The following is a 26,931-nucleotide window of genomic DNA, read 5'->3' as shown; positions in this document are numbered from 1 at the left end:
AACATGAGAAAGCTATCACTTTTATCTTAGCAGTATTATGCTCCATTCTCCACAGTCTTTTCAAGAATTTGATACCTGCGTCCTCTGAAGGTTACGTGTTTTTCAACAGCAGCAATTTATCTTTATTCTTTTAGTTTACTGTGAACAGCTTTACTTCAAAAAAAGCCACCCTGCTGCGAATTACACAGGGTGACGCTTTCTGTTGCTTAATATCTTCTTTTGATCTGCAGACTTTCCAGATAATCGTAGATTTCGATATCTCTTCGTTTCATCGCATCCAGGATATGGTGGGGATCCTCCAGGCGCATACCGCCGGCCGTGATCAGCTGCATCATATTCAGAATATCCTCACTTGTGCGAAAGCCGGTCAGCAATATTCCGCCTTTACCGGCAGGCAGCAGAATACCGTTATCCATAGGATTGATATACAGAGTCACAAACAGATCCTTTTCCTTATACAGCTTCAACAGATAGGTGTATCTGGACAGACCCCATACACCGGCCTTACGATCCACCGTGAAGGTCGCATGATCAATATCCTCATATCGTATTTCCTGCAGAAACGGTGTCACATCATCACTGCATAACACATGCAGGATCATATTCCATTTCTGACGATCCTTATATGCCGGAATAATGACAAGTGCATCCTCACGCATATCATAAATCTGACCGCCGCCCAGACACAGCGGCACCCACATAATCACAGTAAAAAGCGGAAACAGTACAAGGAAGCCGATTTGCAGGATACGGATATCCGCAAAATCCTCAAAGCTATCCGCAAGACCGTACATAAAGCCACCCAGACATAATGACAAAACAAGAACAACCAGAAAGCTTGAAATAATCTTTTTTCTACTTAATACCTTTCGTTTGAATTTCATATTTTCTGACATGATATATCCCTTCTTTCGCTATCATTATATCCGTAAAAGTTCACCTTGCCCGCGTTTTTACATAAGCGGTTCATTTTCCGACATCAGCGGTTTATCGAAGGCTACCGTTGTACGAAACAGCAGATGTGTGCGTTCCCAGCCGGCGCTGAGTGTTCCCTGATAATGACGGGCGATATCTCTTATATTCTGCATGCCGAAGCCATGTGCAAATGCGTCCTCTTTTTCCTGTTCCATGCGTATACAGCTGTTTTTCATTTTCCACAGAATCGTGGAATGCTGTTCCACCATGCGCAGTAAAATAAACGGCTCCTCTGCGGCAAGACAGCTTTCCAGTGCATTATCCAGCATGTTGCAGAGTACCGCACAGCGATCAATTGGATCCATGAAGCTGTAATCTATCACATCGCTTTCCAGCTGAAAGCGAATCCCTGCCACCTGAAAACGCGGATGATACAGCTGTAATATCTTATCAATCAGCTCATCACCTGTTTTCTGTACATTCAGCATATGCTCAGTTTTCACAATAATATCACTACGATAGTCATCAACCGCAGGATTTCCCTGCTTCATCTGTTCCAGCAGCTCCACATGCTTTTTTAAGTCATGCATGGATTTCATGATGTATGCATTCTCTTTTTGAATGCGTTCATAGCGCTCTCTGTTTTCCACCATATGCTGTGTCTTCACCATCGCCTGCAGCTCCTTTTCCCGACGGATTTCCAGACAGAAGCAGATCCGATACAGCTTCATCACCAGTATCACCAGCACCTGCAGGCTGCAGATGATACCGGTATCCACATGTATCCCCTGACTTCCTATATAGGCACAAATGATTAAATAGAGAAAAGCCGCACCGGCAAAAACAGGCACATAAAGCTGTTCATATTGAACATGCCGATAGTAAAACAGAAGCAGCTGTATGAGAAATACGACTCCGCAATACAGACAGCCCTGCAGCCAGTCTGCAGGCTCTGCATGAAAGGCTGGATTCTGCGTGCTGATGATCTGAACGATAATCGCACCGGCTATCAGGGAACCGATAAAAAACAGATGGGACCGCCAGTCGTTGCGATACAGCAGGATGGACAGGCAGAGCAGAACCGCCAGCAAAATCCGCAGTATGGTTATAGAAAGCCAGGGCGATATGAGAATCAGAAAGAATCCGGTTATCAGATAGGGCAGGATTTTAGCCAGTGAGGAACGGTATTGCGAACGCATAGTTTCATGGTAGGAATAGCAAAGCGTGCACATCATCAAAATCTCAAAGACCCGCAGGAACAAGCTCATGCGTACTTCTCCTGAAAGCTGCGCCATACCGCCTTCACAGTTTCCACACGTCGTCTTGCCAGAGGCAGTGTTTCACCGGTTTCAAGCAGAATCGTGTCTTTCTCCATCGATACGATGCGGCGTACATGGACGAGGATACCCTTGTGACATTCCACAAACAAGGCAGCATCCAGACGTTGTTCCCATATACTCAGACTTTCTCTGCTTTCAAATGTTCCCTCCGGGGTATGAAAGCGGGTGCCTCTTCCCATTGTTTCGACATACAGGATGTCTCTTCGCTTGATTCTATGATACGTATCACGTTCCTCCAGAACGAGTGTCTGTCGGTCATCCAGAGAGAGCACCTCATCCAGCTCACTGTATAAAAGCTGTGCATTCACCGGCTTCAACAGATAGCGTGCAGCCTGAATTTTGTAGCCCTCCACACTGTATTTTAAATATCCTGTGATAACAACGATAATCATATCCGGTGCTATCTGACGCAGCTTTCTGCCAATCTCTATACCATTTTCCTGCCCCACCTCAATATCGAGAAACAGCAGATCACAGGGGATGGCTTTTACATGCGCAAGCAGCTCATTTCCGTTATGGAAGATATCAATGCGCCGCTGCATCAGTTCCTTCCTGTCAAAATATACATCTGCCAGTTCTTTTATATGCTCTGCTTCTTTTCTTTCATCATCCAGAATTGCTATATGATACATCGGTATCTCCCCTTGTCTTTATAGTTTATTATACCATGTTCCCTTTTGTTTCTACCCCTTATTTTTCAAGTATGGAAATTTCTGTCCCTGTCATAAATCTCCTGCTTCTTTCCGATTACACATTCCTTTCATTCCATTACGCCGTGGTATGCTTATAGGGCAAAGGAATGATCAGACACAAGCTTACGGAAATCAACGCACAATACAAATACTTATGCAGATTTTGTTAATTGTTCGTTTAAATAAAAAAACTTCCTATTGAAGCTTTTTCATCATATTATTACTTTTGTGATAATGTCTGTGTTATATATTCTTTATAGTGTTTTTCAAGCTTTTTAAAATCATAACACCTCTTCTTTATTTTATCCTGTAAGGTATCGTTTACATATGCTTCATAAAGCTTCTCTGCTTTTTTTAAAACCATTTCCTTATTTTCTGTTTTATTCAGCCACGAGATTTGGTTTATTAACAGATTACTGTATGTATTCACATCTTTTAATGGCCTTATTATTTTATAAACAGAAGGATCATGCAAAACAGGAAACATATGATTGAAATTTATCGCTCCCCACTTCCCTCCATTTATTTTATGAAAATCCATCGTATTTTTCATATTTTTATGCTTATCTTTAGGTGATGTTAAAGGAATGACATATTCAATATCATCATGTGTCATAAGAATACCGATAAATGGACGCATTTCACTCACCGATTCCCGGTGTTCAGCAGATATTCCCAAATCAATGTGTTTTCTTAAATAATCAGTATATGCAACATCTATTTGTAAAAACTGTACCCTTTTATTTTTGAATCACCACACATAACCACCCCTTATTTAAAAAAGCCAGCTTGCGCCAGCCACTTTTTTAGCTCTCACTTTTAGATTTCTCCAGGGTAGAGTACACCGCTTTTTTAGCTCTCACTTTTAGATTTCTCCAAGGTAGAGTACACCGCTTTTTACCTTCATTATTATAGTACTACAGAAACGAAGACATGTCACATCTGTTTAAAAATTTTTTAGAAAAAACTTTTATAAATTTCAAACGACACTTATAAAACAAATAAAATTGGAATTATTTATAACATAGTGCACAAAATGCAAGAAGGAAAGATTACCAGATCCATCTTTCCTTATCTCTTCATGTATGCCAACTTAGAAAGCTATTCTTTTTTGGCATATGCATTAGCCAGTGCCGCACCCACTTCCGCATTATGATACACAAGCTGAATATTCGCCGCAAGGCTTTTTCCCTGTGTTGCCTTCACAATATGTGCCAGAAGGTATGGCGTTGTATCCTTTCCCTTAATATTTTGAGCCTTTGCGCATTCCAATGCTTTCTCGATCATTGCATTGATATAAGCTGCATCCATGGAATATGCTTCCGGGATCGGATTTGCTACAAGAACACCGCCCTTTATTCCCAAATCCTTTTTCACATGCAGCATATGTGCAATTTCCTCTACCGTATCCATACGCTGCTGTAGTCTGCAGGAACCCTCTCTTGTGAAAAACTCAGGAAGTGTATCACTTTGATAGCCGATAACAGTTACCCCTTTTGTTTCCAGATATTCCAGCGTGCGCGGAATATCCAATATGGACTTGGCACCTGCACAGATTACCGTTACATCACTTTGTGCAAGCTCTTCCAGATCGGCTGAAACATCCATCGTTTCCTCATAGCCCCGATGAACGCCACCGACACCACCTGTCACAAAGAATTGAATACCTGCCATGGCTGCACACATCATCGTTGTTGCCACAGTGGTTGCCCCCATTCGCCTTTCAGCCACTGCCACTGCCAGATCTCTTCTGGAAACCTTCATCACAGTATCCGCACTGGCCAGCCTCTGCAAATCCTCCTGTGAAAGACCAATTTTTATTCTGCCGTCTATGATGGCGATCGTTGCAGGCACGGCACCTGCTTTTCGGATAATGCGTTCACAATTTTTTGCCATTTCCACATTTTGCGGATACGGCATGCCATGGGATATGATGGTTGACTCCAGTGCCACAACTCCACGATGCTCCTCAAGCGCTGCCTTTACCTCTTCCTGAATATCCAGATAATCTATGTACTTACCCATTATTCCCGTCTCCCTTCACATGGTTTTCCAAATCCTTCCAGAAATTCAATACAGACGCAGGCGGGATAATTCCATATTCACAAATAATCGCCTGAATATCGGAAGCCGGTGTGATATCGAAAAACTGGTTCACAACATCAATTCCATCCAGAGAATCAAAATCATCCTTATTCAGAATCTCCCATGCGCTGCGACGCTCCAGAACAACCCGATAGCCAACCTGCGTACGCAAGTCTAGTTTATATAGTTCGCTGGCGATATACACTTTTTTCTTACAGGCCTTCGCTAATCCGGCAATCATAGCCGTTCCCATTTTGTTTGCGACAGAACCATCGGCACACAGGGTATCCGCTCCCATAATAACCATATCGGCTCTTGGAAGGAATTCATATATGGATGCATCTGTGATATAAATCACCGAAACGCCTGCACTTCTCAGCATGTTCACTGCCAATCTGGATTCTCTCAACGGACGGGATTCCGTACAGATGACTGTAAATTTTCTTCCCATTTCTGCCGCCTTCAAAAAAATACCCATCAGCGTTGAGCTATAGCTATGCATCATGATGACCTCTTCATCCTGTATCAGCGAAGCCCCATACACTCCAAGCTGCTCTACCGCCTCAAATGAATACGCAATGATATTGGAGCACAGGCTGATCACTGCCTGCTTTTGCCGGTATACATCCTGTTTCTCTTTCAACATTGTCTGTTTCACAAGCTGCCAGGTATTGAATATCGTAGCCATGGTGGGCTTTAAGTCCAGCATCTGCTGTGCGATGTGCTCCATGCGTTTCTGTAACTGCCCCGTATCCTGAAATTCCTCCTGCTCACAGGCCAGACGGAATGCCCATGCAGCAGCTCTGCCAAACGGACTACCGCCCTTTACATTCATACTTTTGATTTCTTCAATTACATGCTCAGCATTTTTAAATTGTATGTCCTTTACACGCATATAAACGCTCCTCTCTATATTGCTTTTTCATCGAATCCCATAATCCAGGTCAGGATAAAGGTAACACAGGCTCCTACACCGCAGCCAATCAGCAGGCCGGTAAAGCCGGCACCGAGATATGCGGGAATCGTATACAGACTGAATGCTACTGCTGCTGTTGTCCCCGCCAGACTTGCCCCTGTGATTGCACCGCCAATCGCACCGCCAATACAAACTGCGATAAACGGCCTTTTATACTTCAGATTGATCCCGTACATGACCGGTTCAACAACACTGCCCGCAAAAAATGAAGTCAATGACAGCGTAATCGCATTCTTCTTGATTTCAGGATTTTTTGCCTTTAAGCCAACCGCCAGACCTGCCGCAACCTGACAAATCAGGCTTGGAGCATGTGTCATAATCACCGTATCTCTTCCATAAGCTGCAATATTCGGTACGGAAACCAGACCGAGAATCGCAATATGCATTCCGAAAATAATCAGTATCTGCCAGGTGCCTCCAATCAATGCTCCTGCCAGTATCGGACTGAAGTCATACATACTGGTAAACAGGGAGGCAAACAGATTTCCTCCCCAGACACCGATTGGACCGATTGCCAGAATCAACAGGGGAAATACGGTCAGGGTGCTCAGAAATGGCACGAAAATACTTCTCAATGCTCCCGGAATGATTTTCCGCAGCAGCATTTCCACCCTGGAAAGAAGATAAATAGATAAAATCGCTGGAAGAACAGAGCTTCCATAATAAACATCCGTTACAGGAATTCCCAAAAAGGTTACACTTGCACCATCCGCAAACAGCCCTGTAAATGCCGGATTCACAAGCAATGCCACAATCACCAGAGAAACTGCCATGTTTGTTTTAAATTTCTTGGCAGCCGACCATCCGATGATGACTGGGAAAAATGCATACAGTGTATCCGATACCACATTCAGTACCTGTATGGTACTGTTTGCTTCGTCAACCTTAAAGACGACAGTGAATAAAACAGCCAGCGTTTTTATAAATCCACAGGCAAGCATCGCCGGGATGATCGGTGTAACAATAGCTGAAATCGTTTCCACCAGCATACCGAGAAGAGAACGTCTTCCCTTTTTTGTCTCTGCATCCAGATTCTCTGCAATCATTTCCTCATTTATGTTGACCCGATCCCCGCATACTGCCGCTACCTCATCAAAGATGTCGTCAACTATACCACCTAATACTATTTGATATTGTCCCCCGAGAATGACGACTTTCATAACCCCCTCCAGCTTCTCGAGCTGCTTCATTTGCACTGCTTTTTCATCCTTTACAACAATACGAAGTCTCGTCATGCAGTGTGCTACATCACAGACGTTGTCTACACCGCCGACATATTCCAGTATATCGGCCGCAAGCTTTTGTTTTTGTATTGCCATGGTTACTTCCTCCATTTTCAAGATTATTTTCTTTTCGTCAGCATTGGTACAATGTGCATGGTCAGATATCCAAGCTCTTCATCCGAGGTATCCACCCTGTATTTCTGCTTTAGATGCTCCCGGATATGCAAAGCACATTCCCATTCAGACTGATATTTTTCCTTTACCAGCTCATGCATATTCTGTTCCTCACGCAAAAAGCTGTTCTCATGCCGGTCATTCAGTACTCTGCCCAGAAAATATTTCAGATGCGTAATGAACCGTGTATAATATATGGATTGCTCGTCCAGCTCAATCTGAAAGGTATCCTGAATAATATCCGTCAGCTCACTCATAATGATCGTCATTTTCTTATTCAGGCTGTGCCCGTACGATGACATGGCATTGATTAAATGAAAGGCGATAAAGGCTGCCTCATTCTCATCAAAATGTACATGCAGCTCATGATTGATCAATTCCACCGCCTGCTGTGCAGCGTCATATTCCTTCGGATAAAACTGCCGAATTTCCTGTAACAGCGGATTCTGGATATCCTCATGAGCCTGTAATCTTCGCACGGAGAATGAAATATGATCCAGCAGCGTAAGAAACAGCTGATCCTTAAAGTTATAATTCAACAGCCTTTCCGCCAGAGCTACAACCTTATTTACCGTATCGATATAGGGAAACGGGATTGACTTAATCAGCTCCTCCACATAGCGTTCATTGGCCTTTTTTTCCACAACGAACACCTTTTCTATCAGACTGGACGCAACGATATAGCGCCTGTGCTTGATACAGCGGACACCGATTCCCTTCCCCAGAAGAATCACTTCCTCCCCCTTTCGATCAGCCCCTACAATCGCATTATTATTGATAACACGAACAAATGTATAACTCATTCTATCTGCATCCTTTCAGTAGTATCACGTACCTCCATCAAGGTCTCTCCGTGATAGACCTCCCGTTCAAAAACTGTCACCTTCTTGTGCTCTGATTCAAGAATAATGACATACACATCGGGATCATAGCCGGCTTTTATCACACCGGCAATGTTCATTTCCGCAAGCAGCTTTCCTTCAGTTATCACATCTCCTTTCCTTACATGGGTTTTCATATACAACCCGTTTAACTGTACAGTATTTATTCCAAAATGGAGCAGCAGCTGCAGACCGCTCTGGCTGCGGATTCCAATTGCATGCCTGGTTGGAAACACCGCCTCCACAACTCCATTAACTGGCGCATATATACAATCGTCTTTCGGATAAACAAAACAGCCCTGTCCCAATACCGCATCACGGAACATGGGATCCTTTGATTCCTGCAGCGGCAGTACCTCACCGTCACAGGGGGATGCTATATAAATGTCTGCTGTAGAATTACAGCTTTTTCTTTTTCTAAGTAATCTCATAATTTCCTCCATAAACGTCAGAAAAGGCCCAAAACGTCTCTGCGTTTTGAGCCTTGCCTTACTTTCTTCATAAGTTACAAACTCTATGATTCCTATATTCTTTTTACACCTTTATTTAAACACTGCCGGATTTTTCTGTCAATCCTTTTTTTAGTTTTTATATTTCCAATATTTAACATGATGTTTATTCGCGACATATTTCTTATAAGCACTGAAGCTTATCCTGCCTATAAAGTCGATTCATAGATTCTAATTCCTGCTCACGACCGATACACATATCGTTTCCATACGCCAAGGTATATTACTTATGAGTATATTATCATTCAAATACATCCGCACGGATAAGAAATTAAAAAAGGAAAGTAATCGCTACCTTCCTATCCGTTACGCTTACCATCACTTTCTAAACCTTATTTGTAATCATTCATATTATAACCCAGCTCTGAAAAAATCCGATTCTTTTCTGCCACACCCTCCTGAATTTCAGGCAAATTGTCAAGTGCCAGTGATAAAAACAATGTATCAACGATCAGGGACTGTACAATCAGTGCCGTGTGACTTGCCAGCCGCAGATTATTTTCCACAGCCGATACAAACAGCGTTACCGTTGCCTTGCTTGCCAGCTCCTGATTGCCATACTGGGTGATGAGAATAATCTTTGCCTTTTTCTGATTCGCAATATTGATATACTGATGTGACTGTACCGATTTCCCCAGAGTCGTAAAGCAGATAAGCAAATCATCCTCTGCCATATTCAGATTGGACTCCAGCTGAAGATGCACATCCTCATAGTAGATTACCGGAATATTCAGCCGCATGAATTTTATCTGCAGCTGCTTCACCAGTGTACTGCTTGCGCCCAGTCCGCTCAGATATATCTTACGTTTATGCTCATTTGTATCCCGAATCAGCTTTATCGCCTTATCCAGCTCCTGTGAATCTATGATATCCGTAGTAGACTGAATAGAAGTAACAATAAAGGCACTCAGCTTCTTCAATACGGAATCCGGTGTGTCTGTAGGCATGATTTTATCCAGAATCATGTCTGAATTCTCATTATAGAAATTGGCAGACAGATTTGCCGAAAGGGAGAGTTTGAAATCGGAATAGCCCTCACAGCCCAGCTTGCGCGCAAACCGGATCACGGTTGCCTCACTAACCTCCGCCTGCAATGAAAGATCCTTTAAGGTTAGCGAAAGAATCTCCTGACTGTGGGTTAATACATAATTTCCTAACTTTTTTTCTTTTGCGGATAGAAACGGCATGACCGATTCCAGACTTGATATGATATTAACTGCTTGCATAAACTCTCCTTCACTTGGCTTCCACACATCGGGTGAAACCATCTGTGATGCTTGTAATGAAGCATACACTTACATATCACATTCTACCAACGGAGTGAAAAAAATGCAATATGTTCCCGGCAAAGGGTACCATATGTTCTGCACAAGGCGCGCTATAAGCCTTTGCAATCATCGCTGAAAGCTATATGACAGGCAGACTGTATCCTAACACGTATATGTCTGCAACGCATGTAAAACCGCATGAAGACTTGGATAAATACCCGTACATTGCTCATAAAGCTCCTTTGTCGGCGGCACCAGATCAGGAACCATAATGGTAGAGCAGCCCGCCTGTATGCCTGCCCTCACACCATTGATACCATCCTCAAAAACATAGCAGTCCTGCGCCTGCAGATTCAGTTTCTGTGCAGCTAGAAGGAAGATATCCGGGAACGGCTTTCCATGCTCTACCTGCTCCCCGCTCACTACAGCGTCAAAATAGTCTGCTATTCCTGCCAGACGCAGATTGCTTTTGATCAGCTCCATAGGAGCACTGCTTGCCACTGCCATGCGAACTGCATGCTGCTTCAGATACTCCAGAAGCTCCACAACACCCGGTTTCATGGGAACCTGTTTGGATAATGTTACGATAGCATGTGCAAACAATTCATCTGTCAGCTTCTTTGCATCAACCCTTGGCCAGTATGTATTCACAATTTCACTCATACGGGTACCGTTCGTACCACGCAGCTCATCCAGCATCGCAGGATCAACCTTTAGGCCGTAAAGCTCTGCAATATAATACCACTCCTGATTATATACCAGCTCTGTATCGAACAGCAGACCATCCATATCAAAAATAGCTCCAGCCCTCATACTGCCTCCTTTTTCCTATGCAGAAGGTGAATTTAACAGAAGGAAGGAGAGATTTTCTTTATGCCATGGTGATGCCAGTACGTTTTTATGTAGCTTGTACACGATGGTCCCCTTCCTTGTCTCTATCGTGAAAAGAAAATGAAGCAGCTTGATTTTGATAGTAGTCGATACAATATCCTCATGCGGAAGAAACAGCAGGGTATGCTCCTGCGGCGCTCCATTGATATCATCAACCGCCAGAATAGCGATTCCCTGCGCATTGATATGCAGTATATGATCCTTCATCGTATGCATGATTTCACCCAATCCGTTTTGGTAGGCTCCAATTCCTGCTTTCACTGTTGCACAAAGGGTTCCATGCTGCGCAAAGCAGATCTGATGGCTGTTTAATATGTCTCTGATCTCCTCTTCCTTCATAGCTCCATCTCCTCCTGCATTATGCTGCCTGACGTTCCCTCAGCAGCTTATTGAAATCCACGATTCCCTTATGTCCGGTATCCACCAGCGCTTCCCTGTCCATGCCGGCAGCTCCGGAACCGATATATTCCAGTACCATGCACAAATTCATCCCCGTTATCACACTGATTTTCTCCGCATACTTCGCGTCCTGCAGCAATCTCGCACTGCAGTTGCAGGGAGAGCCAAAGAGCAGATCGCAGAAAATCACAACACCCTCTCCGGTATCCACCTTTTGTATAGCAGCTTCCAGCTTCTCCATAAATTCTGTGATTTCCTCACCGGGGAGAAGACACAGCGCCTGCATCTGCTGCAGCTCTCCGCAGAAAATTTGCAGCGTATCCAGCAATCCCTCCGCCAAACGGCCATGACTTGCCAATAATATTCCTTTCATTTGTGTTCCTCCTCATTTTGCACCATATGGGCATCCGATTTTCGGAATGCCCATACGGATTATGTTTCATTACCTGAGAGAGTATTCTCCCATGTTGTTATGTGTTTAAAACAATCCGATTGCGGCACAGAGCAGTGCAATCACAATGGTGAAGAAGACAAGCTTCGCTACACTGACATGCTTTTTGCTGATCAGATAATAATAGATAAACAACACACCGATGGACAGAATACCCGGCATGATACCGTCGATTTTTTCCTGTACGCTCAAGGTTGCCTCATCAAAGTTTGCTGTGATAGCAACTGCCAGATTAACCATGGAAGCAGTCAGTGCACCCATCATTGCCATACCAAGGATGTTCGCACCTTCAATGATATTGCTCATCAGCTTACTTGACATGATATCCTTGATTGCAGAGCGCCCCTTTGTATAGGTCATTTTGGTAAAAATAATCAATTCGCCAAGCGTATACATCGTACCGAGAAGCAGCAGCCAGAAGCCGGCAATTGAGCCGCCCTGTGCCAGAGAGCAGGAGGCCAGAATGAACAGAGTGGTAATGGTCCCTGCACTGAAGGAATCCCCCAGTGCCGCAACCGGCCCCATTAACCCGGTTTTAACGGCAACGATGGATTCGGAAGGAATCGCATCCGGATTGTTTGCCTTTTCCTCTTCCATTGCCAGCGTAGTTCCCAGAATCAGACCACCGGCTGTCGCATTGGTATTAAACAGCTCCAGATGACGCTGCAGCGCAGGAATCATATCCTCCTTGTTCGGATATAGTTTTTTCAAAGCCGGAATTAAGGCATATGTATATGCAATAGACTGCATACGTTCATAATTCAGTGACATTTCCGTTGTAATATACCATCTGGCGATTACACGGTTGACATCCCGTTTTGTCAATGATGTTTTTCTTTCCTCAGCCATCTTCTATGCACCCTCCTTTTCTCTTTCACGTTTTTCCAGTACAACCAGCACTGCAACACAGCCTGCGACCAGACCAGCTGTCAGGGTATTCAGACCTACTGCCTTTACAACAATGAAGCCCAGTACCGTATAAGGAATCATCTTCGGCTTTCCGATCATGTTCATAATCAGAGCAAATCCGATTGCCGGCATCACACCGCCTGCAACCTCCAGACCGTGCATAACCCAGCTAGGCACGGAGTTCATGAAGGTCAGCATAGCATCCTGCCCAAACATAACAATTAAAAATACAGGAAGAAACAGCAATGGAATCTCAATCAGCGGCGGATACACCACTGCACATCTGGTAATGCCGGAAAGGTTTCCCTTTGCCGCAAATTCATCAGCTCTATGCACAAAGATAACATTGATCATTTTACGCAGGTTTGTCACAAAGGAGCCCAGCAGTCCCATCGGAACGGCAAATGCTATCGCCTGCTCCGCCGTAAGCCCCGTTGCCAAAGCAATCGGTATGACGGTTGTCGCCGCCAGTGCCGAGTCCGTCGGAAGATTCCCTCCCGGCGCAATGATTCCTGCAAACGCTGCGGCAATACCGCCGCCGATAATCAATCCCTTTGTCAAATCCCCGTAAATCAAACCGGCAACAACCCCTACTACGATAGGACTTGCAATAAAGAAGAATGCAAAATATCCACCAATCATTCCCCGGGCGATCCAATACATCAGACCCATTGCCACCGCCATGATAACCAACTGTGTACCACTCATAATAACCTCACACTCCCTTTCATTATTTCAGCTTCTTTTCAATCGATCCAAGACTTACCGGATCATTTTCCGGTATCGGCTGCAGGAACACGTTTACACCCTCCGCCTTCATTTCGCTTAATTTTTCGTATTCTTCAACGGTAAGCGCAACCCCCTGAACAACCGCTTTACGCTGTGCACTGTTCTGCACTGCACCGACATTCAGCTCCGGCAGCTGAAGGCCGTTTTTGTATACCGTATATGCAGATGCCACATCCTTGAATATCAGCAGCACGGTATCATTTTTTCGGTCAATCGCTGTCTGCACATCCCCCAGCTTGACAATATCAACCTCGCGATCCGGTACTGCCATGCGATAAATATCACCCATGAAAGGATCATCCACCAGGCTGTCATCTGCCAGTATCAAACGATCAACCGGACGGAACTTGATCCATTTTGCCACAATCTGTCCATGTACCATACGATAATCAACACGAACCATATTCAGTTTGCCCATAGCTTTTCCTCTTTTCCTTTTACCCTGTCGGGACTTTATCTTCTTTCGATTTTTACTACCTGACGTGTATCCGCACTCTTATGCACAGCCTCTGCAATCAGCTCTGCTTCCAAACCGTCATTCAGATTTGCGACAAACGGCTTATCATGGAGAATGCAATCCACAAAATCGTTTAACGGATCAATTCCAAAGCCGATCGCACGACCGTTATGGTTCTGGATAAAGCAGATATTCGGGGTATACTGCTTTTGATCATCAAAGAATTCAACACCGCGTTTCTGGGAATCCACACGAATCATTGCATGTTCACAGAGAATCTCAGAGCATCCGTCATCTGCCTTCGCAAAGCCGTTAGGCAGAATCCACGCATTTTCCACAGTCCAAGTGCATCCGTTTTCAAATTCCAGAATTGCTGTAATACTGTCATACGTATCCACACCCTTTTCCTGCAGGATTCCCTTATGTCCCACAGCATACACCTGTACGACCTCACATCCCATATACCAGCGAATCAAATCATAGCAGTGTGTTCCGACAAAGTGGACCGGGCTGGAATCGGATGACCAGTTCAGCCAGTTGATTGCGACATCATAGACATTATCCATACGCATATAGCCGCGTACCGGTTTTCCTGTCCCTGCATCTGCAAGCTTGTTTTTAACTGCTATGGATGCCGGATCCCAGCGCTTGTGGTAATCCACCATAACACGGACACCGGCTTTTTCCGCTGCCTCGATGATGTCATAGGCATCTGCAGAAGTAGTTGCCAGTGGTTTTTCCACCAGAACATCCTTTCCATAGCGTATGGCGGTCATCACAGGGTCCTTATGATACGGATCCGGTGTTGCTACGGAAACAGCATCAATTTCCTCACTTTTGAGCATTTCCTCCATGTCGTTATACGTTTTCACCTGATAATCCTGTTCCACTTTATCCGTGATTTCCTTTTTTAAATCACAGACTGCAACAAGATTAACGTTGGGATTTGAAGTGTAGGCATCCAGGTGATTTTTTCCGTAAATCCCCGCGCCTACAACAGCAATATTCAGTTTTTTCATACGTTGCTCACCTTCCTTTAAGTATTGCTACATTGAATATATCATAAAAGTAGTAATACTTCAATATATTTTTATAAATTTGTAGTTTTACTTCTTTTAAATCGAAAACAGCCTGTATAAACTATTTGTAAGACCTTTCATCATGCATATGCAACTCTGTATGAAGTAATGCTTCAGTATGTATACTTCAGCTTAGGATTTGTTCTGCTTTAAAAAGCAAAATATTGAATAACGGTATCCATACACAAACGGTACTGTCAACTACGAATGTATTCCATCCTTTACAGAAAGATTTCCTGCAGCACGCATTCAGCTTACTACCCCTGCCATTTCAATTATGACTGTAGGGCTTTTCCCATCATGACACATCTGATGATCCTTTTGTAGCGCTGTTGGAACTGACAAGTTACCTTATCATAAAAAAAACAGGAATCAGCGAGGTTCCTGTTTTAGATATTTGATAATAAATTCATCACAGCTGCATGGCTTTCCATAATAATATCCCTGATAAATATCGCAATGCAGAGCTTTCAGCAGCTCCATCTGTTCCCTGGTCTCTACAAATTCCGCAACGACATGAAACTGCATAGATGCCGCAAGCCTTGTGATACCGCGCACGATATCACGCGAACGTTCATTTTCCAGAATCTGACGAACCAGACTGCCATCCAGCTTAACTTCATCAAATGCATTTTCCTGCAGATACATCATCGAGCTGTGCCCCATGCCAAAGTCATCCATGCTCATTTGAATTCCCAGCTGCTTCAGTTCCCGGATGCGCTCCAGAATACGTCCGGAGGTACTGAGCAGGGAACGCTCCGTAACCTCAAGAATCAGCTGGATGTCATGCAGATCGACTTCCTGAAGAATTCTGCGCACCTCCCTGACGAATACAGCGCTTTCCAGCTGCTTCGGTGATATGTTTACAGAAATCGACAGGGGCGTACCTTCCTTCTGTAATTTCTGTGCGTCTTTGCATGCTTCTTTTATGATATAAAGTCCAAGCTCATCCAGAAAGCTTTCTTCTTCTGCCAGCTTTACCATCAGCGGCGAGGAAATTCTTCCGGCTACCGGATGCTCCCAGCGAAGAAGAGCTTCCGCCCCATGTATATGCTCGGCGTTATCCCGCTGTATCTGATAATGCATATGAATCTGATTTCGCTGCATGGCGTTCTTTAAATCCATCGCCAGTGTTTTGGCAGGGAAATGATATAAGTAGTGATCATCAAGAAAATCCGGAAGTGCTCCGTTTGCCTCACCTTCCGCCATATCGGTTTCCATTGTCCGCACCGCCGTTTCAAATTCCTCACTCTGCTGGTTTTCGCTCAGACGAATAAACGGAATATACAGCAAAGTCCCCAGAATCAGGTTAAACAGCTGCAGCAAACTGCCGGAAACAGAGCCGCATGCCTCGTATCCGCTCATGAGAATCGGAACCGTCCATTCCACGAAATGTGTGGGCAGAGGTACCAGCTGCAGCTGCATGGCAAACGCACTGGTCAGTGTCAGAACCAGAGGAACAAGCAGAAACGGCAGCAGCATCAGCGGATTGAAGATGACCGGAAAACCGAATATTACAATTTCATTGATATTGAATAAAACGGAAATCCCCGCTACCTTGGCGAGCTTGCGGTTATTACTCTTTCTCGCTTTTAAAAGCATCGCCGTAATCAGACATAATGCAGCACCGCAGCCTCCCATAAAGACAAACGTATCCAGAAAAGTCTTTGTGAATATTTCCGTTGGAAGCTGTCCCGCCTGTACCAGCTGCTGATTGATCAGAATACCGGGCTCCAGAAACTGCTTTGCGACCATCTGCAGCGTATTGGTACCATGTATTCCAAAAAACCAGAGAAAATGTGCAAAGAATACATACAGTAGAGCACCGGGCAGCCCTTTTCCCACTTTTTCAAACAATCCCATAAATAAATAGGCACCGAAATTTGTAATGTTGACTTCTCCAAACTGTGCACGCAGCACTGCACCGATAACAGCGAAGAACAGAGCAATCGCAGCAATCGGAAAAATCCCCTGTATGGCTTTGTTAAACGTATAGCCCGCACCGGCAGTATGCAGCTTTTCAAAACGCCTGCCGCAATGCATACCCTTGTGGAACAGCCAGCAGGACAGCATTGTGATACACATAGCTGTAAACACCCATTCCGGATGGAAAATCTCATTGGCATATTCCATTCCTCCGCAGAATGCCAGATAGGAAACCATGGCCACCACAGGATAAAAGAAAACATCGTCCAGCGCATGCAGCTGCCCATAGGAAAGTGCAATCGTGATAATCAGAATCAGTGCAAGCGAATTCAGTGTTATTTCATACAGACTGTTAAAAACGGTAAGCAGAGCTCCGTGATGAAAGGAGGTCAGAAATGACTGGTAGGCATCCAGTGGAAAGCTGGACAGCAGCAAAGCAAAGCTTCCAAGGATAAGAAAAGGGATTGCCAGCATCAATCCGCGTTTAATTGACAATATAAATATGGAATCAAAAAATTTCCGGTACCCTTTTTTCATACGTTGCCCTCTACAATATCTCTATTTTACCATAGAACCAGGGATGCAACAACGCTTTCCAATAGAACCAGCAGCACAGCACCTGTGTATCTTCAGAAAAAGCAAAGGATATAGAAACAGCAGATTTTTCCTGATTTACGCAAATTCCCTTTCTTATTTGAAATGAACAGGACACACTTCATTTGAGGGAAATATCAAAGTTGATCCTTTTTGATAATGTTTCTTTGAATTACCGAAAGCACAAGAGCCTTATCCCCTGCCTACGCATTTTTTATATTCCCCGGGTGTTATGGAATACATATTCTTAAATGCCTTATATAAGCTGATATCTGATTTAAATCCGCATTCCAGCGCGATTTCCTCGATTGTTTTCCCTGTAGACAAAAGCAGGATTTTCACCTGTGAAAGCCGCTTACGTATAAGATATTCGTATGGAGTCATCCGCATAACCTCTTTGAAAACTCTTAAAAAATAGTATTCACTGTAGCCGCCAGCCTCTGAAATATCCTTCAGACCGATATCTCTGCGATAATTCTGCTCGATAAAAGAAACTGCCTTATCCACCATTTCCTGTTTCATACTGCCAGGCTGTGCCTCGTGCAGCTGATAGTGAAGATCACTGTACAGGCGAAGCACGGAAGAGCTGATGGAATACTCGTCCACCAAATGATATTTATCCAGACTCTGAAAAACGGAGTGAAAGAAAATTTCTGTTTTCTTATGAAAACGAAGGTCCTGAAGAATTGTTTCCTGCTTTATATATCCCTGAATACTTTCCCCTGTTAACAGTGCGGCATATACCTCGCAGCCTTCATCCAGATAAATCGAAAACACAGAAGCATAGGACTGAATCAGCGTGCAGGAGCCAGTCAGCGCCGTATAATCGCTGCCCTTTACCAGGATACCTGTACCCTGTGGCAGATACAGCACAAGATATTGGCGATCGTCATGTTTATGAAAATGCAGAATATGAGCTTCTATACATGTAAAATGTGCAACATGCTTTACCATCTGCATATGTACCTGTGCAAATTCTGTTAAATGTATTGTTTCTTCACGCAGGATATGGTTTTTTCCATTCGAAAACACAGGCATCACCTCATATGTATTATAGCATCTTATGAGGAAAAGACCTGTGTGTTTTTTTATGTGAATGGTTCCAGCAGCATATGTGAGATAAACGCATCCGAAAAGCCGGTATCCGAAGCCAGTAGAATACAGTGTCCATTTTTACAAAGCAGCTCCATACGTGTGCGATTTTGTTCCAGAGCATATCTGCAGCAGCCTTTTAATGCCGTATTACCGCTAATCCGTACAGCTTGTTTCAAGGCTGTTGGAAGAATCCCTGTTATACACAGATCCTCTACATGCAGATGCCGGCCGAAGCCTCCTGCAAGATAAACTGCTTCAATTTGCTCATAGGAGCATTGTGCTCCAGCACATACCCGTTCCAGTGCGGCAGCTATCGCAGCTTTCGCAAGCTGGAACTCACGGACATCCTTCTGGGTCAGAAGTAGTCCGTCGAAGAGGGTAACCTGTTGATTCAGATATCCACTGACATCCAGCAGTGAAGCGGTAAGAAGGCAGCTGATGAGAGAAAGATATCCGCTTCCGCAAATTCCCACCGGCTTACCGTCATGAATAGTCTGCAGTCGAAAGCCATTCTCCCAGCGTACCTCGCTGACTGCCCCTGTTACAGCACCACAGCCGCAGCTCATGTTTCCTCCTTCAAAGGCAGGTCCGCAGGCGGCACTGCTCACGCTCAGCATGCCCTCATGGTATAGAGCGAGCTCTCCATTTGTTCCCAAGTCCAGCAGCAGTGAGCTTTGTTTGGTCTTTTCCATATCCTGTGCATAAATTCCCATCAAAATATCACTACCAACATATGCGGAAATCGGAGGTAGAACCTGTATCTCAAATTCCGGTATAAAATCCGGAAAAAACTGTTTTGATGAACAAATGACCAGCTCCTTTTGTACACACTCATATGGTGCAGCTGCCAGTGGTATAGGGTCTATCCCAAGAAACAAATGTGTCATGACGGCATTTCCGCAGACGCACATACGGCGTATATCCTTATTCTCAACAGCTTTCAGCTGTGCACGCAATCCCTTCAGCAGCAGCTCCTGAAGCAGTGTAGGCCCCTTTTCATGAGCATGCTGTATTCTGCTGATCACATCACTACCATACCGTCGCTGCGGATTGAGAAAGCTTTTTTCCAGCAAGACATTTCCTGTCTGTAAATCCAGCAATACAAGAACGACAGTTGTCGTACCGATATCAACAGCAAGTACACAGCCTTCCTCATGATGACCAGCCAGATGCAGCTCTTCCACTCCCACGATCTGCATATCCCTCTGCTCATGCAGCAGTTCTCCTTCAATAGCCGCCTCACAATTTCGATGCTCACAGGCCAAGCGAATTCCCTGTGCAAGCTGTACCTTGGACAGCAGTTTTCCTTCTGCATCTGTAACAGGAAGAAAGCCCTTTGTGACCTGAAGCCGGCACTTTCCGCATTGTCCTCTGCCTCCGCAGGACAGATCGAGCTGCGGATGTTTTTGAAGCAGCAGCTCCAGAATATCGTCATGCTTCTGAAATTTTGTCACGCAAATTCCTCAAGCAGTCTTCCTGCCAGTGATACAGCATCCTCCGTAAACAGGTCTGCTCCGATTTCATCTGCGTAAGCCTGTGTCACAGGTGCACCGCCGATAGCGACCTTCACACAATCTCTGACACCTGCTTCCTGTAAGGCATCCAAAACCACCTTAAAATATCCCATGGAGGTTGTCAGCAAAGAAGACATGCAGAGTACATCCGGCTGATAGGTCTTTACAGCCTCCACAAACTTCTCGGCGCATACATCAACACCGATATCAATCACCTCAAAGGATTTCGCCTTCAGCATGAGTGTACAGAGATTTTTCCCAATATCATGCAGATCCCCCTGCACCGTTCCGAATACCACCCTTCCACTGAATTTTTCTTCTTTTTTCACAAGATAAGGCTCCAGTATTTCCATAGCACCATTCATACAGCGGGCACTGATTAGAACCTCCGGTATAAATGCCGTTCCTTCCGCCCATTTCTTTGCTACGATATCCATGCCCTCCAGTAATCCACCCTTCAATATTTCCTGTGGCGATATCCCCTCCTGCAGAGCACTCTCCACCAGGGCATTCACCTCCTGCATCTTTCCAAGCGGCATCAGCTGCTGTATCTTTTCCAGCTTATCACTCATTTTCCTTCACTCCTTCAATCGCTGCACCATACCGGTGGGCTTCTTCAATGAATGCGATAAAATTTTCAATCGGTACGTTACCCTGCATACGGTTATTCAGCGTAAACACCATACGCCCCTTCCCCCGCTGATGGAAAACATCAATAAAATGTCTTGTTTCTTCCCGTACCTCCTCTACGCTACCAAACGGCAGCACACGCTGAAGGTCAATTCCAGCCCAAAAGGAAATCTGATTCCCGAAGGTGTCCGCAATTTCCTGTTCTTCCATCGCATACTTCTGAATCGGATGCAGAACATCAATTCCACTTTTAATTATATCCGGCAACAGCTTTCTCACATCACCGCAGCTGTGCAGCCAGACATGCAGACCGAGGGAATGCGCATACTCACACAGCTCAACGTAATACGGATAGTAGAATTCCCGAAACATCTCAGGTGACATAAACGGCCCCTTCTGCATCCCAAGATCATCGCCGAAAGCTATACCGTCTATATGCGCCTCTTCGACACCGCGCTTTGCGGCGCGTTTAAAGAAATCCACAACTCTTCTGCATACATGATGCACATCCTCTGGATTCGTGTATAAATCCATTAGAGAGTTTGTCATGCCTCGATAGTCCCACAATCTTGTCCACGGACCATCGGAGAACCATGCAAGACGATAGCGTCCGTCTTCAACCGGCGCATTGCAATACATTGTCGCTTCTTCCGCATCCGGCAGATGTTCACTGATTCGGCGAATCACCTCCCAGTCCAGTGCATGCTCCTCATCTACACCTACAATTTCTTTACGACCGATAGATGGATCGGCCCCTGCTACATCACACCATGTATAACGATCTCCATCTTCCGCAAACAGCTTTGGCTTTTTTAAATAAAACACCTGCATATCCTCCGGAAAACGTTCCAGCAAATCTTCTACCGGCTTTTGATCCTGCAAAGCCAGTTCATCAATATGAAGCCAGTTTCCACATGCCACACCAACGCGCGGTGTACCATTCCCCTTTAGCAGAGATATCATTTCTTCTCTTGTCAGCGGCAGCATTTCCGCCTTTGGAAATTTCCTGCGATCACATACCATATGGTAACCTCCGTTCACTATTCACCTGTTCCAGTGTCCTGAAAAATCTCTGTATATTCTCCCATTTTGCCTTGGGTGGCAAATCACAGCCTGTCGAAAGGACGAAGTTGGAATATGCACCGCATTCTTTCAACAGAGCCCTCTCCTTTTGTTCCAGCTCATCCGCACTGCAGCCGCAGAAGCAGCCAACCGGATCCAGATTCCCCATAATCAGACAGTCGGCCGGTACCTGTTCCAATATCTTTTCCAAAGAAACAGCATTTCCAAAATGCCATGCCCCGCAATCGGATGATAATATTTCCGGAAGGCTCTGCACAGTATTCGGGCCGCAATTATGATAAATGACCGTAAAGGTATCATCCTGCAGCTCCTCCGTAATTTCTTTGATATAGCTGCTGGAAAACTCCTGAACCATCGTTGGTGACAGAAGACCCGCCAGTGGTTCTGCCAGTATGACACCTGACGCACCCACATCCTTGTATGCCTGTATATACTGCTTCAAAAAAGTGGTAACCTTCTGCAATACCAGATGTACAAGCTTTGGATCCATGATGCACTGCATCATGATTTCACTCACATCCATCAGTCTTCCTGCGAGTGAATAGGGCCCGCAGACACCGCCGAATACCGGACGGTCGCTTTCCTTTGTGATATTCTCCACACCTGCCAGATATACAGACATGCGCCCTTCTTCCATTTTCGGAATACGCAATGCTTCACCATCCTCTCGATTTTTTATGATTCCGCTTGTTACAGCAGGAATCTCTCCCTCATGAAAGCTGACAGGACAACCGAATGCCTGCGCCTCTACAGACAGATCCATCATACTGACCAGCGCTTCCTGCAAAGGAAATTCTTCTTTGATTCTGCGCATGACAGCACTCTGCATTTCAGCGTTCTGTACCAGCTCCTGTACGGTAGTAGCGCATTGTGTAACGGCAGGAAATGACAAGATTGCCATGGCATGCACATCCTCATCCATTAGATGCTTTTTCCATTGCGTATAACTGTAATTCATAAGCACCACATCCTTTCTACCTTAATCATAGAAAAAAAAGCGGCAGTTGAACATGGTATATCTTGTCGGGTATCTTCCCAAAATTGCGGTTTCATCCAGTTGCATCAGAAGCTTTACATTTTTTCAGGGACAGTAACAGTATGACAAAAACGCTGCTATGCCATATTTAGCAGTGAAACATGGCATATTCGATTTAAAAATGGTTCCACATGCTTTTTTTTATATGAGAAACTTAGATATTATCAAATCTCAATTTTTAGCACAAATTTATGGCCGACCATAAATTGGCCATATTAAAATATGGTTGAAATATGGTTGAAAGTGAGTATACTAAATCTAAGAGGTGATTTCATGAAAGAATCAAAAACACTGGAGTTCAAAGAATCCATAACAAAATCATTTTTGAAAACAGTAAGCGCTTTTTCAAACTATGATGGTGGAGAAATCATTTTTGGAATTGATGATGATGGAAATATAAAAGGTCTTTCCGATCCCAAAAGCACTTGTCTTGATATTGAGAATAGAATCAATGATAATATTGTTCCTCTGCCAGGCTACAGTCTTAAGATTGACGAAACAAATAAAATAATTTCACTTGTCATTAAAGAAGGAAAGAACAAACCCTATCTATACAACTCAAAGGCCTATAAGCGAAATGATACTTCAACGATCGAAGTGGATTCCTTCGAATTAACAAGGCTGGTTTTAGAAGGAAAGAAAATCAATTTTGAAGATTTACCTTCATCCAATCAAAAAATGGACTTTCATTATCTGGAAAATAAATTAAAAGAGCATATTGACATTAAAATATTCAATCAAGATACTTTAAAAACTCTGAATCTTTACAATGTGCAAATCGGGTACAATAATGCTGCGAATATTCTATCAGATAACAACTCATTTCCAGGAATTGATATTGCTAAATTTGGCGATAGTATCAACATTATAAAAAAAAGACTGCTGCTGGAGAATATGTCTGTGTTAGAAATGTATGATGTTGCTGTCCAAACGTATAGAGATTATTATCAATATGAAGAAATTGAAGGCAGCTACCGTAAAAAGGTCGACCTTGTACCAGAGGAGGCATTCCGTGAATCTGTTGCAAACGCACTCATTCATCGAGCATGGGATTTAAATGCAAATATAAGGATTTCTATGTATGATGATAGAATAGAAATAACTTCACCAGGAGGATTGATAAACGGTATTACAAAGGATGAATATATAACAGGAATGATTTCAATGCTTAGAAATCCGATTATCAGTAATATATTTTATCGATTAGGAATCGTTGAAATTTTTGGTACCGGAATTCTCAGAATATTACATGCTTATGAAGAAAGTATTAAAAAGCCTATTTTTAATGTAAGCACAAATACGATACAAATCATATTACCTGTTTTTGATTCGAATCCTGTTTTACAAAAAGATGAAGAACATCTATATGCGGTGTTGAGTAAAACAAAGCCTATGTCGATTAGTGAAATATTGCCACATGTAACGTTTAGCAGGTCTAAAGTAAAAGAATTATTGAAAAAAATGGAGAAGGACGGTATCGTGAAAATCAAGGGAAGAGGTAAGGGAACAAAATATTATTTATAAATAAGTTTGAAGAAACATCTTAAAAATACCATTCGTAAGGGGTAATCTAATGCTTTCTGGTTTGTTCAAACAATAATCAAATAAAAAATATACGATAGATACAACGCAAAAAATCTTCAGGACCATAGTCCCGAAGATTTTTATGTATAGTTTCATCAAATGCAGGGAAATCACGAATGAAGATGCTTTAGAGCTGAGTCCATCTTCGTACCTAAATCACATGGTCGCACATTGTGTACCCTATCATTCGTCTCTGTTTGATTTTATTAGGTTGGCACACGCTGTGTACCCTATAGTTCTGATCCGTTGGTTTCTATCAGGTGAGCATACCAGTAGAAGGAATCCTTTTTCAATCGCTTCTGGCTGCCCTTTCCGAAATCATCACGATCTACATACACAAAGCCGTATCGCTTACTCATTTCCGCAGAGGAGGAAGATACGATATCAATCGGTCCCCATGCACAGTATGCGAAGATATACACTCCATCCTTAATACATTCCTTCATCTGCTCAATATGCTTTTTCAGGAAGTCAATACGGTAAGGATCATGAATGCTTCCATCCGCTTCCACGGTGTCCAATGCACCGAAGCCGTTTTCTCCGATCATCAGCGGAATCTGATAGCGATCCCAGTATTGAGACAGACAGTTATAGAATCCCAGCGGATCCATTCTCCACTCCCATGGTGTCGGCTCCAGATTTGGATTTTGTTCCGCCTGCATCGGCGTCATATCATTTTTATCGGAATCTACAACTCTGCTGTAGTAATAAGAAATCGCGAGGAATTCCATTGTGTTGTTGCGAATAACCTCTTCATCCCCATCCTCCATCTGAATGTTGATATTTCTTTCCTTAAAATAACGTAGTGCATATACCGGGTATTCTCCGCGCAGCTGTACATCGGAGAAGAAATACTGCATCCTGTTTTTCTTCATGGTCAATACAACATCCTTTGGACGGCAGGTTGCCGGATAGAAGGTACAGTCTGCCAGCATCGTACCAAAGACAGCATGCGGATCAATCTGATGTCCGACTTCCTTGATTTTTGCACATGCCACAAACTGATTATGTACCGCCTGATACATCAGCTCCTCCATGTTTTCCGCCTGATCATCATAGATCCCCAGAGAACCAAACTGCACCGTCGGAACCAGATTTACCTGATTGCAAACAATCCAGTATTTCACTCTTCCCTTAAAGCGCTCTACAAGCACTTTTCCGTAATTCACGAAGAAATCAATCACCTTTCGGTTACCAAAGCCGCCATATTCGGTAACCAGATGCAGTGGTATATCATAATGAGACATCGTGATAATCGGCTCCATACCATCCTTTATGATTTCATCAATCAGATCATCATAAAATTTCAATCCTGCCTCATTTGGCTCTGTCTCATCCCCGTTTGGAAAAATGCGTGACCAGGAAATGCTTGTACGAAAGCACTTAAATCCCATTTCCTTCAGCAATGCAAGGTCATCCTTATAAGTATGATAGAAATTGATTCCGTAGCGTTTCGGATAATAGCCTTCTGTATCTGCGGCCTTGCGTTTGATTTCAGCAAGCGTTCCACCGCCCTCTTTTTCTATTTTGGCACGGTTTAAGCCCTTTGTATACTCATGAATGTCACTTGTGGACAAGCCGCGTCCGTCTTTATCATATTCCCCTTCACACTGGCAGGCTGCAAAAGCACCGCCCCACAGAAAGTTATCAGGAAATGTTTCAGGTACCTGTTTCATAATAATATCTCCTCCTCTATATTCATCGTTCTACGTAACCATTTCAGTCGTTTCAGCAATGAAAGCGCCGCCGTAATCAGCCTGCCAAGCACCAGCAGATTGATAATGGTCACCACACCGTAAGTACCATGCAGTATCATACCGGATACAAGCATACCGCCATCCAGTATCCAGCGAATCACAGGATAGGAAAGGCCTGTTCTTTTCATCAAACCAAAGGTTACACAGTCATAGGGATTCTTTCCACAGTCAGCATAAATGCTTAATGCAATGGACATTGCGATAATGCCAATGCCTGCCATGCAGAACAATACACGATGAAGCAGTGTATCCGCATGTACCAACGGTGTAAGAATCCGTATGGTAATCGTCGTAACAACGGGAAATATAATCGTTCCCGCATGAATCTGTTTTCTATCGATAAAAAACGCTGCCAGCACAAATGTGAAGGATAACAAATTGTTACAGGCATCCACTGATAGCTGCAATGCCTGACTCATCCCCTGCAGCAGCGTATTCATGGAATCTGCACCATTACCGCCTGCAAGGAACAAAACCGCAGCAACTCCCATCAGCATACCGCCGGCAGCACAGAGACTGCATCGATAGAAGAAAGAACTCTGATGCCCGGTTTCTCTTCTGTTCTTTTTCATCCCGGTTGCCTCCAAAGTGGCAAGTATCTGCGTATCGCAACAGCGCAAAGCCCCTGTAGTTTTGGATAGGCTTCCCTCTGCAATGCGATGACGTCAATGTTC

The 26,931-nt window shown here is 44.0% G+C and carries 26 protein-coding genes; 1 reads left to right on the top strand and 25 read right to left on the bottom strand.

Annotated elements, in window-relative coordinates:
• Nucleotides 1–206 precede the first annotated feature (206 nt).
• The 23 genes from KSZ58_RS01660 to KSZ58_RS01550 form a co-directional block, all read right to left on the bottom strand.
• Nucleotides 207–896 (bottom strand): hypothetical protein, encoded by a 690-nt coding sequence (locus tag KSZ58_RS01660; protein ID WP_008818358.1) that lies wholly within the window; start codon nt 894–896, stop codon nt 207–209.
• A 57-nt stretch (nt 897–953) separates the two neighbouring features.
• The gene (locus KSZ58_RS01655) at nt 954–2,183 is read right to left on the bottom strand and encodes a GHKL domain-containing protein (RefSeq protein ID WP_009270266.1); all 1,230 of its coding nucleotides are present in this window, start codon (nt 2,181–2,183) and stop codon (nt 954–956) included.
• Nucleotides 2,180–2,887 (bottom strand): LytTR family DNA-binding domain-containing protein, encoded by a 708-nt coding sequence (locus KSZ58_RS01650; RefSeq protein ID WP_009270265.1) that lies wholly within the window; start codon nt 2,885–2,887, stop codon nt 2,180–2,182. Before KSZ58_RS01650 ends, KSZ58_RS01655 begins: the two co-directional genes overlap by 4 nt.
• 280 nt (nt 2,888–3,167) lie before the next feature.
• On the bottom strand, nt 3,168–3,668 hold the full coding sequence (locus KSZ58_RS01645) for a type III toxin-antitoxin system ToxN/AbiQ family toxin (protein ID WP_074747659.1): 501 nt from the start codon (nt 3,666–3,668) through the stop codon (nt 3,168–3,170).
• Nucleotides 3,669–4,048: 380 nt separating this feature from the next.
• Entirely contained in the window at nt 4,049–4,972 is a 924-nt protein-coding gene (locus KSZ58_RS01640) for a pseudouridine-5'-phosphate glycosidase (RefSeq protein WP_008818354.1), read from the bottom strand.
• Nucleotides 4,965–5,927 carry a translation initiation factor eIF-2B gene (locus tag KSZ58_RS01635; RefSeq protein ID WP_008818353.1) on the bottom strand — a complete coding sequence of 321 codons (963 nt, stop codon included), beginning with the start codon at nt 5,925–5,927 and terminating at the stop codon, nt 4,965–4,967. Before KSZ58_RS01635 ends, KSZ58_RS01640 begins: the two co-directional genes overlap by 8 nt.
• A 14-nt stretch (nt 5,928–5,941) precedes the next feature.
• Complete coding sequence (locus KSZ58_RS01630) at nt 5,942–7,327, bottom strand: PTS transporter subunit EIIC (protein ID WP_009270263.1); 1,386 nt, start codon at nt 7,325–7,327, stop codon at nt 5,942–5,944.
• Nucleotides 7,328–7,350: 23 nt separating this feature from the next.
• On the bottom strand, nt 7,351–8,208 hold the full coding sequence (locus KSZ58_RS01625; RefSeq protein WP_009270262.1) for a PRD domain-containing protein: 858 nt from the start codon (nt 8,206–8,208) through the stop codon (nt 7,351–7,353).
• Complete coding sequence (locus KSZ58_RS01620; RefSeq protein WP_009270261.1) at nt 8,205–8,717, bottom strand: PTS glucose transporter subunit IIA; 513 nt, start codon at nt 8,715–8,717, stop codon at nt 8,205–8,207. Before KSZ58_RS01620 ends, KSZ58_RS01625 begins: the two co-directional genes overlap by 4 nt.
• A 410-nt stretch (nt 8,718–9,127) precedes the next feature.
• Nucleotides 9,128–10,021, bottom strand: coding sequence for a MurR/RpiR family transcriptional regulator (locus KSZ58_RS01615; protein ID WP_008818349.1), 894 nt, complete (start codon nt 10,019–10,021; stop codon nt 9,128–9,130).
• Between the two features lie 204 nt (nt 10,022–10,225).
• Nucleotides 10,226–10,876 carry an HAD family phosphatase gene (locus KSZ58_RS01610; protein WP_008818348.1) on the bottom strand — a complete coding sequence of 217 codons (651 nt, stop codon included), beginning with the start codon at nt 10,874–10,876 and terminating at the stop codon, nt 10,226–10,228.
• Between the two features lie 15 nt (nt 10,877–10,891).
• The gene (locus tag KSZ58_RS01605) at nt 10,892–11,293 is read right to left on the bottom strand and encodes a hypothetical protein (RefSeq protein WP_008818347.1); all 402 of its coding nucleotides are present in this window, start codon (nt 11,291–11,293) and stop codon (nt 10,892–10,894) included.
• Between the two features lie 19 nt (nt 11,294–11,312).
• The gene (locus tag KSZ58_RS01600) at nt 11,313–11,726 is read right to left on the bottom strand and encodes a PTS sugar transporter subunit IIA (protein WP_009270260.1); all 414 of its coding nucleotides are present in this window, start codon (nt 11,724–11,726) and stop codon (nt 11,313–11,315) included.
• Nucleotides 11,727–11,831: 105 nt separating this feature from the next.
• Nucleotides 11,832–12,653: a PTS system mannose/fructose/sorbose family transporter subunit IID gene (locus tag KSZ58_RS01595; RefSeq protein WP_008818345.1), complete on the bottom strand. Its 822-nt coding sequence runs from the start codon at nt 12,651–12,653 to the stop codon at nt 11,832–11,834.
• Nucleotides 12,654–12,656: 3 nt separating this feature from the next.
• Nucleotides 12,657–13,421, bottom strand: coding sequence for a PTS sugar transporter subunit IIC (locus tag KSZ58_RS01590; protein WP_002607097.1), 765 nt, complete (start codon nt 13,419–13,421; stop codon nt 12,657–12,659).
• Between the two features lie 22 nt (nt 13,422–13,443).
• A complete protein-coding gene (locus tag KSZ58_RS01585; RefSeq protein ID WP_008818344.1) occupies nt 13,444–13,920 on the bottom strand; it encodes a PTS sugar transporter subunit IIB in 477 nt (158 codons plus the stop codon).
• Between the two features lie 35 nt (nt 13,921–13,955).
• Complete coding sequence (locus tag KSZ58_RS01580; RefSeq protein ID WP_008818343.1) at nt 13,956–14,978, bottom strand: Gfo/Idh/MocA family protein; 1,023 nt, start codon at nt 14,976–14,978, stop codon at nt 13,956–13,958.
• A 432-nt stretch (nt 14,979–15,410) separates the two neighbouring features.
• Entirely contained in the window at nt 15,411–17,501 is a 2,091-nt protein-coding gene (locus tag KSZ58_RS01575) for a PTS sugar transporter subunit IIC/EAL domain-containing protein (protein WP_009270259.1), read from the bottom strand.
• A 249-nt stretch (nt 17,502–17,750) separates the two neighbouring features.
• Complete coding sequence (locus KSZ58_RS01570; RefSeq protein WP_009588156.1) at nt 17,751–18,596, bottom strand: AraC family transcriptional regulator; 846 nt, start codon at nt 18,594–18,596, stop codon at nt 17,751–17,753.
• Between the two features lie 50 nt (nt 18,597–18,646).
• Nucleotides 18,647–20,107: an ASKHA domain-containing protein gene (locus KSZ58_RS23340; protein WP_009270258.1), complete on the bottom strand. Its 1,461-nt coding sequence runs from the start codon at nt 20,105–20,107 to the stop codon at nt 18,647–18,649.
• Nucleotides 20,104–20,739 (bottom strand): corrinoid protein, encoded by a 636-nt coding sequence (locus KSZ58_RS01560; protein WP_009270257.1) that lies wholly within the window; start codon nt 20,737–20,739, stop codon nt 20,104–20,106. Before KSZ58_RS01560 ends, KSZ58_RS23340 begins: the two co-directional genes overlap by 4 nt.
• Nucleotides 20,732–21,820 carry a uroporphyrinogen decarboxylase family protein gene (locus KSZ58_RS01555; protein WP_008818338.1) on the bottom strand — a complete coding sequence of 363 codons (1,089 nt, stop codon included), beginning with the start codon at nt 21,818–21,820 and terminating at the stop codon, nt 20,732–20,734. The genes KSZ58_RS01560 and KSZ58_RS01555 overlap by 8 nt, the downstream gene beginning before the upstream one ends.
• Entirely contained in the window at nt 21,810–22,838 is a 1,029-nt protein-coding gene (locus KSZ58_RS01550) for a uroporphyrinogen decarboxylase family protein (protein ID WP_008818337.1), read from the bottom strand. Before KSZ58_RS01550 ends, KSZ58_RS01555 begins: the two co-directional genes overlap by 11 nt.
• A gap of 351 nt (nt 22,839–23,189) precedes the next feature.
• On the opposite strand from KSZ58_RS01550, the gene KSZ58_RS01545 reads away from it, so the two are divergent.
• On the top strand, nt 23,190–24,440 hold the full coding sequence (locus KSZ58_RS01545; RefSeq protein WP_008818336.1) for an ATP-binding protein: 1,251 nt from the start codon (nt 23,190–23,192) through the stop codon (nt 24,438–24,440).
• 290 nt (nt 24,441–24,730) lie between these two features.
• Here the strand turns inward: KSZ58_RS01545 and KSZ58_RS01540 are convergent, their stop codons facing one another.
• A complete protein-coding gene (locus tag KSZ58_RS01540; RefSeq protein WP_009270256.1) occupies nt 24,731–26,176 on the bottom strand; it encodes a glycoside hydrolase family 1 protein in 1,446 nt (481 codons plus the stop codon).
• Nucleotides 26,173–26,829, bottom strand: a complete 657-nt coding sequence (locus KSZ58_RS01535) for a YitT family protein (protein WP_009270255.1) — start codon at nt 26,827–26,829, stop codon at nt 26,173–26,175. Before KSZ58_RS01535 ends, KSZ58_RS01540 begins: the two co-directional genes overlap by 4 nt.
• Between the last annotated feature and the right edge of the window lie 102 nt (nt 26,830–26,931).

The organism is Erysipelatoclostridium sp. DFI.2.3, assembly GCF_019132535.1.
GTDB classification, from domain to species: domain Bacteria; phylum Bacillota_I; class Bacilli_A; order Erysipelotrichales; family Erysipelotrichaceae; genus Clostridium_AQ; species Clostridium_AQ innocuum.
Note: the sequence above shows the minus strand (reverse complement) of the source record. Positions and strands in the feature narration are given on the sequence as shown.

Bases quoted from the DNA above. Each gene is read 5' to 3' on its own strand.
- KSZ58_RS01660 (WP_008818358.1), bottom strand. From the start codon at position 896: ATGTCAGAAAATATGAAATTCAAACGAAAGGTATTAAGTAGAAAAAAG.
- KSZ58_RS01655 (WP_009270266.1), bottom strand. From the start codon at position 2,183: ATGAGCTTGTTCCTGCGGGTCTTTGAGATTTTGATGATGTGCACGCTT.
- KSZ58_RS01650 (WP_009270265.1), bottom strand. From the start codon at position 2,887: ATGTATCATATAGCAATTCTGGATGATGAAAGAAAAGAAGCAGAGCAT.
- KSZ58_RS01640 (WP_008818354.1), bottom strand. From the start codon at position 4,972: ATGGGTAAGTACATAGATTATCTGGATATTCAGGAAGAGGTAAAGGCA.
- KSZ58_RS01635 (WP_008818353.1), bottom strand. From the start codon at position 5,927: ATGCGTGTAAAGGACATACAATTTAAAAATGCTGAGCATGTAATTGAA.
- KSZ58_RS01630 (WP_009270263.1), bottom strand. From the start codon at position 7,327: ATGGCAATACAAAAACAAAAGCTTGCGGCCGATATACTGGAATATGTC.
- KSZ58_RS01625 (WP_009270262.1), bottom strand. From the start codon at position 8,208: ATGAGTTATACATTTGTTCGTGTTATCAATAATAATGCGATTGTAGGG.
- KSZ58_RS01620 (WP_009270261.1), bottom strand. From the start codon at position 8,717: ATGAGATTACTTAGAAAAAGAAAAAGCTGTAATTCTACAGCAGACATT.
- KSZ58_RS01615 (WP_008818349.1), bottom strand. From the start codon at position 10,021: ATGCAAGCAGTTAATATCATATCAAGTCTGGAATCGGTCATGCCGTTT.
- KSZ58_RS01610 (WP_008818348.1), bottom strand. From the start codon at position 10,876: ATGAGGGCTGGAGCTATTTTTGATATGGATGGTCTGCTGTTCGATACA.
- KSZ58_RS01605 (WP_008818347.1), bottom strand. From the start codon at position 11,293: ATGAAGGAAGAGGAGATCAGAGACATATTAAACAGCCATCAGATCTGC.
- KSZ58_RS01600 (WP_009270260.1), bottom strand. From the start codon at position 11,726: ATGAAAGGAATATTATTGGCAAGTCATGGCCGTTTGGCGGAGGGATTG.
- KSZ58_RS01595 (WP_008818345.1), bottom strand. From the start codon at position 12,653: ATGGCTGAGGAAAGAAAAACATCATTGACAAAACGGGATGTCAACCGT.
- KSZ58_RS01590 (WP_002607097.1), bottom strand. From the start codon at position 13,421: ATGAGTGGTACACAGTTGGTTATCATGGCGGTGGCAATGGGTCTGATG.
- KSZ58_RS01585 (WP_008818344.1), bottom strand. From the start codon at position 13,920: ATGGGCAAACTGAATATGGTTCGTGTTGATTATCGTATGGTACATGGA.
- KSZ58_RS01580 (WP_008818343.1), bottom strand. From the start codon at position 14,978: ATGAAAAAACTGAATATTGCTGTTGTAGGCGCGGGGATTTACGGAAAA.
- KSZ58_RS01575 (WP_009270259.1), bottom strand. From the start codon at position 17,501: ATGAAAAAAGGGTACCGGAAATTTTTTGATTCCATATTTATATTGTCA.
- KSZ58_RS01570 (WP_009588156.1), bottom strand. From the start codon at position 18,596: ATGCCTGTGTTTTCGAATGGAAAAAACCATATCCTGCGTGAAGAAACA.
- KSZ58_RS01560 (WP_009270257.1), bottom strand. From the start codon at position 20,739: ATGAGTGATAAGCTGGAAAAGATACAGCAGCTGATGCCGCTTGGAAAG.
- KSZ58_RS01555 (WP_008818338.1), bottom strand. From the start codon at position 21,820: ATGGTATGTGATCGCAGGAAATTTCCAAAGGCGGAAATGCTGCCGCTG.
- KSZ58_RS01550 (WP_008818337.1), bottom strand. From the start codon at position 22,838: ATGAATTACAGTTATACGCAATGGAAAAAGCATCTAATGGATGAGGAT.
- KSZ58_RS01545 (WP_008818336.1), top strand. From the start codon at position 23,190: ATGAAAGAATCAAAAACACTGGAGTTCAAAGAATCCATAACAAAATCA.
- KSZ58_RS01540 (WP_009270256.1), bottom strand. From the start codon at position 26,176: ATGAAACAGGTACCTGAAACATTTCCTGATAACTTTCTGTGGGGCGGT.
- KSZ58_RS01535 (WP_009270255.1), bottom strand. From the start codon at position 26,829: ATGAAAAAGAACAGAAGAGAAACCGGGCATCAGAGTTCTTTCTTCTAT.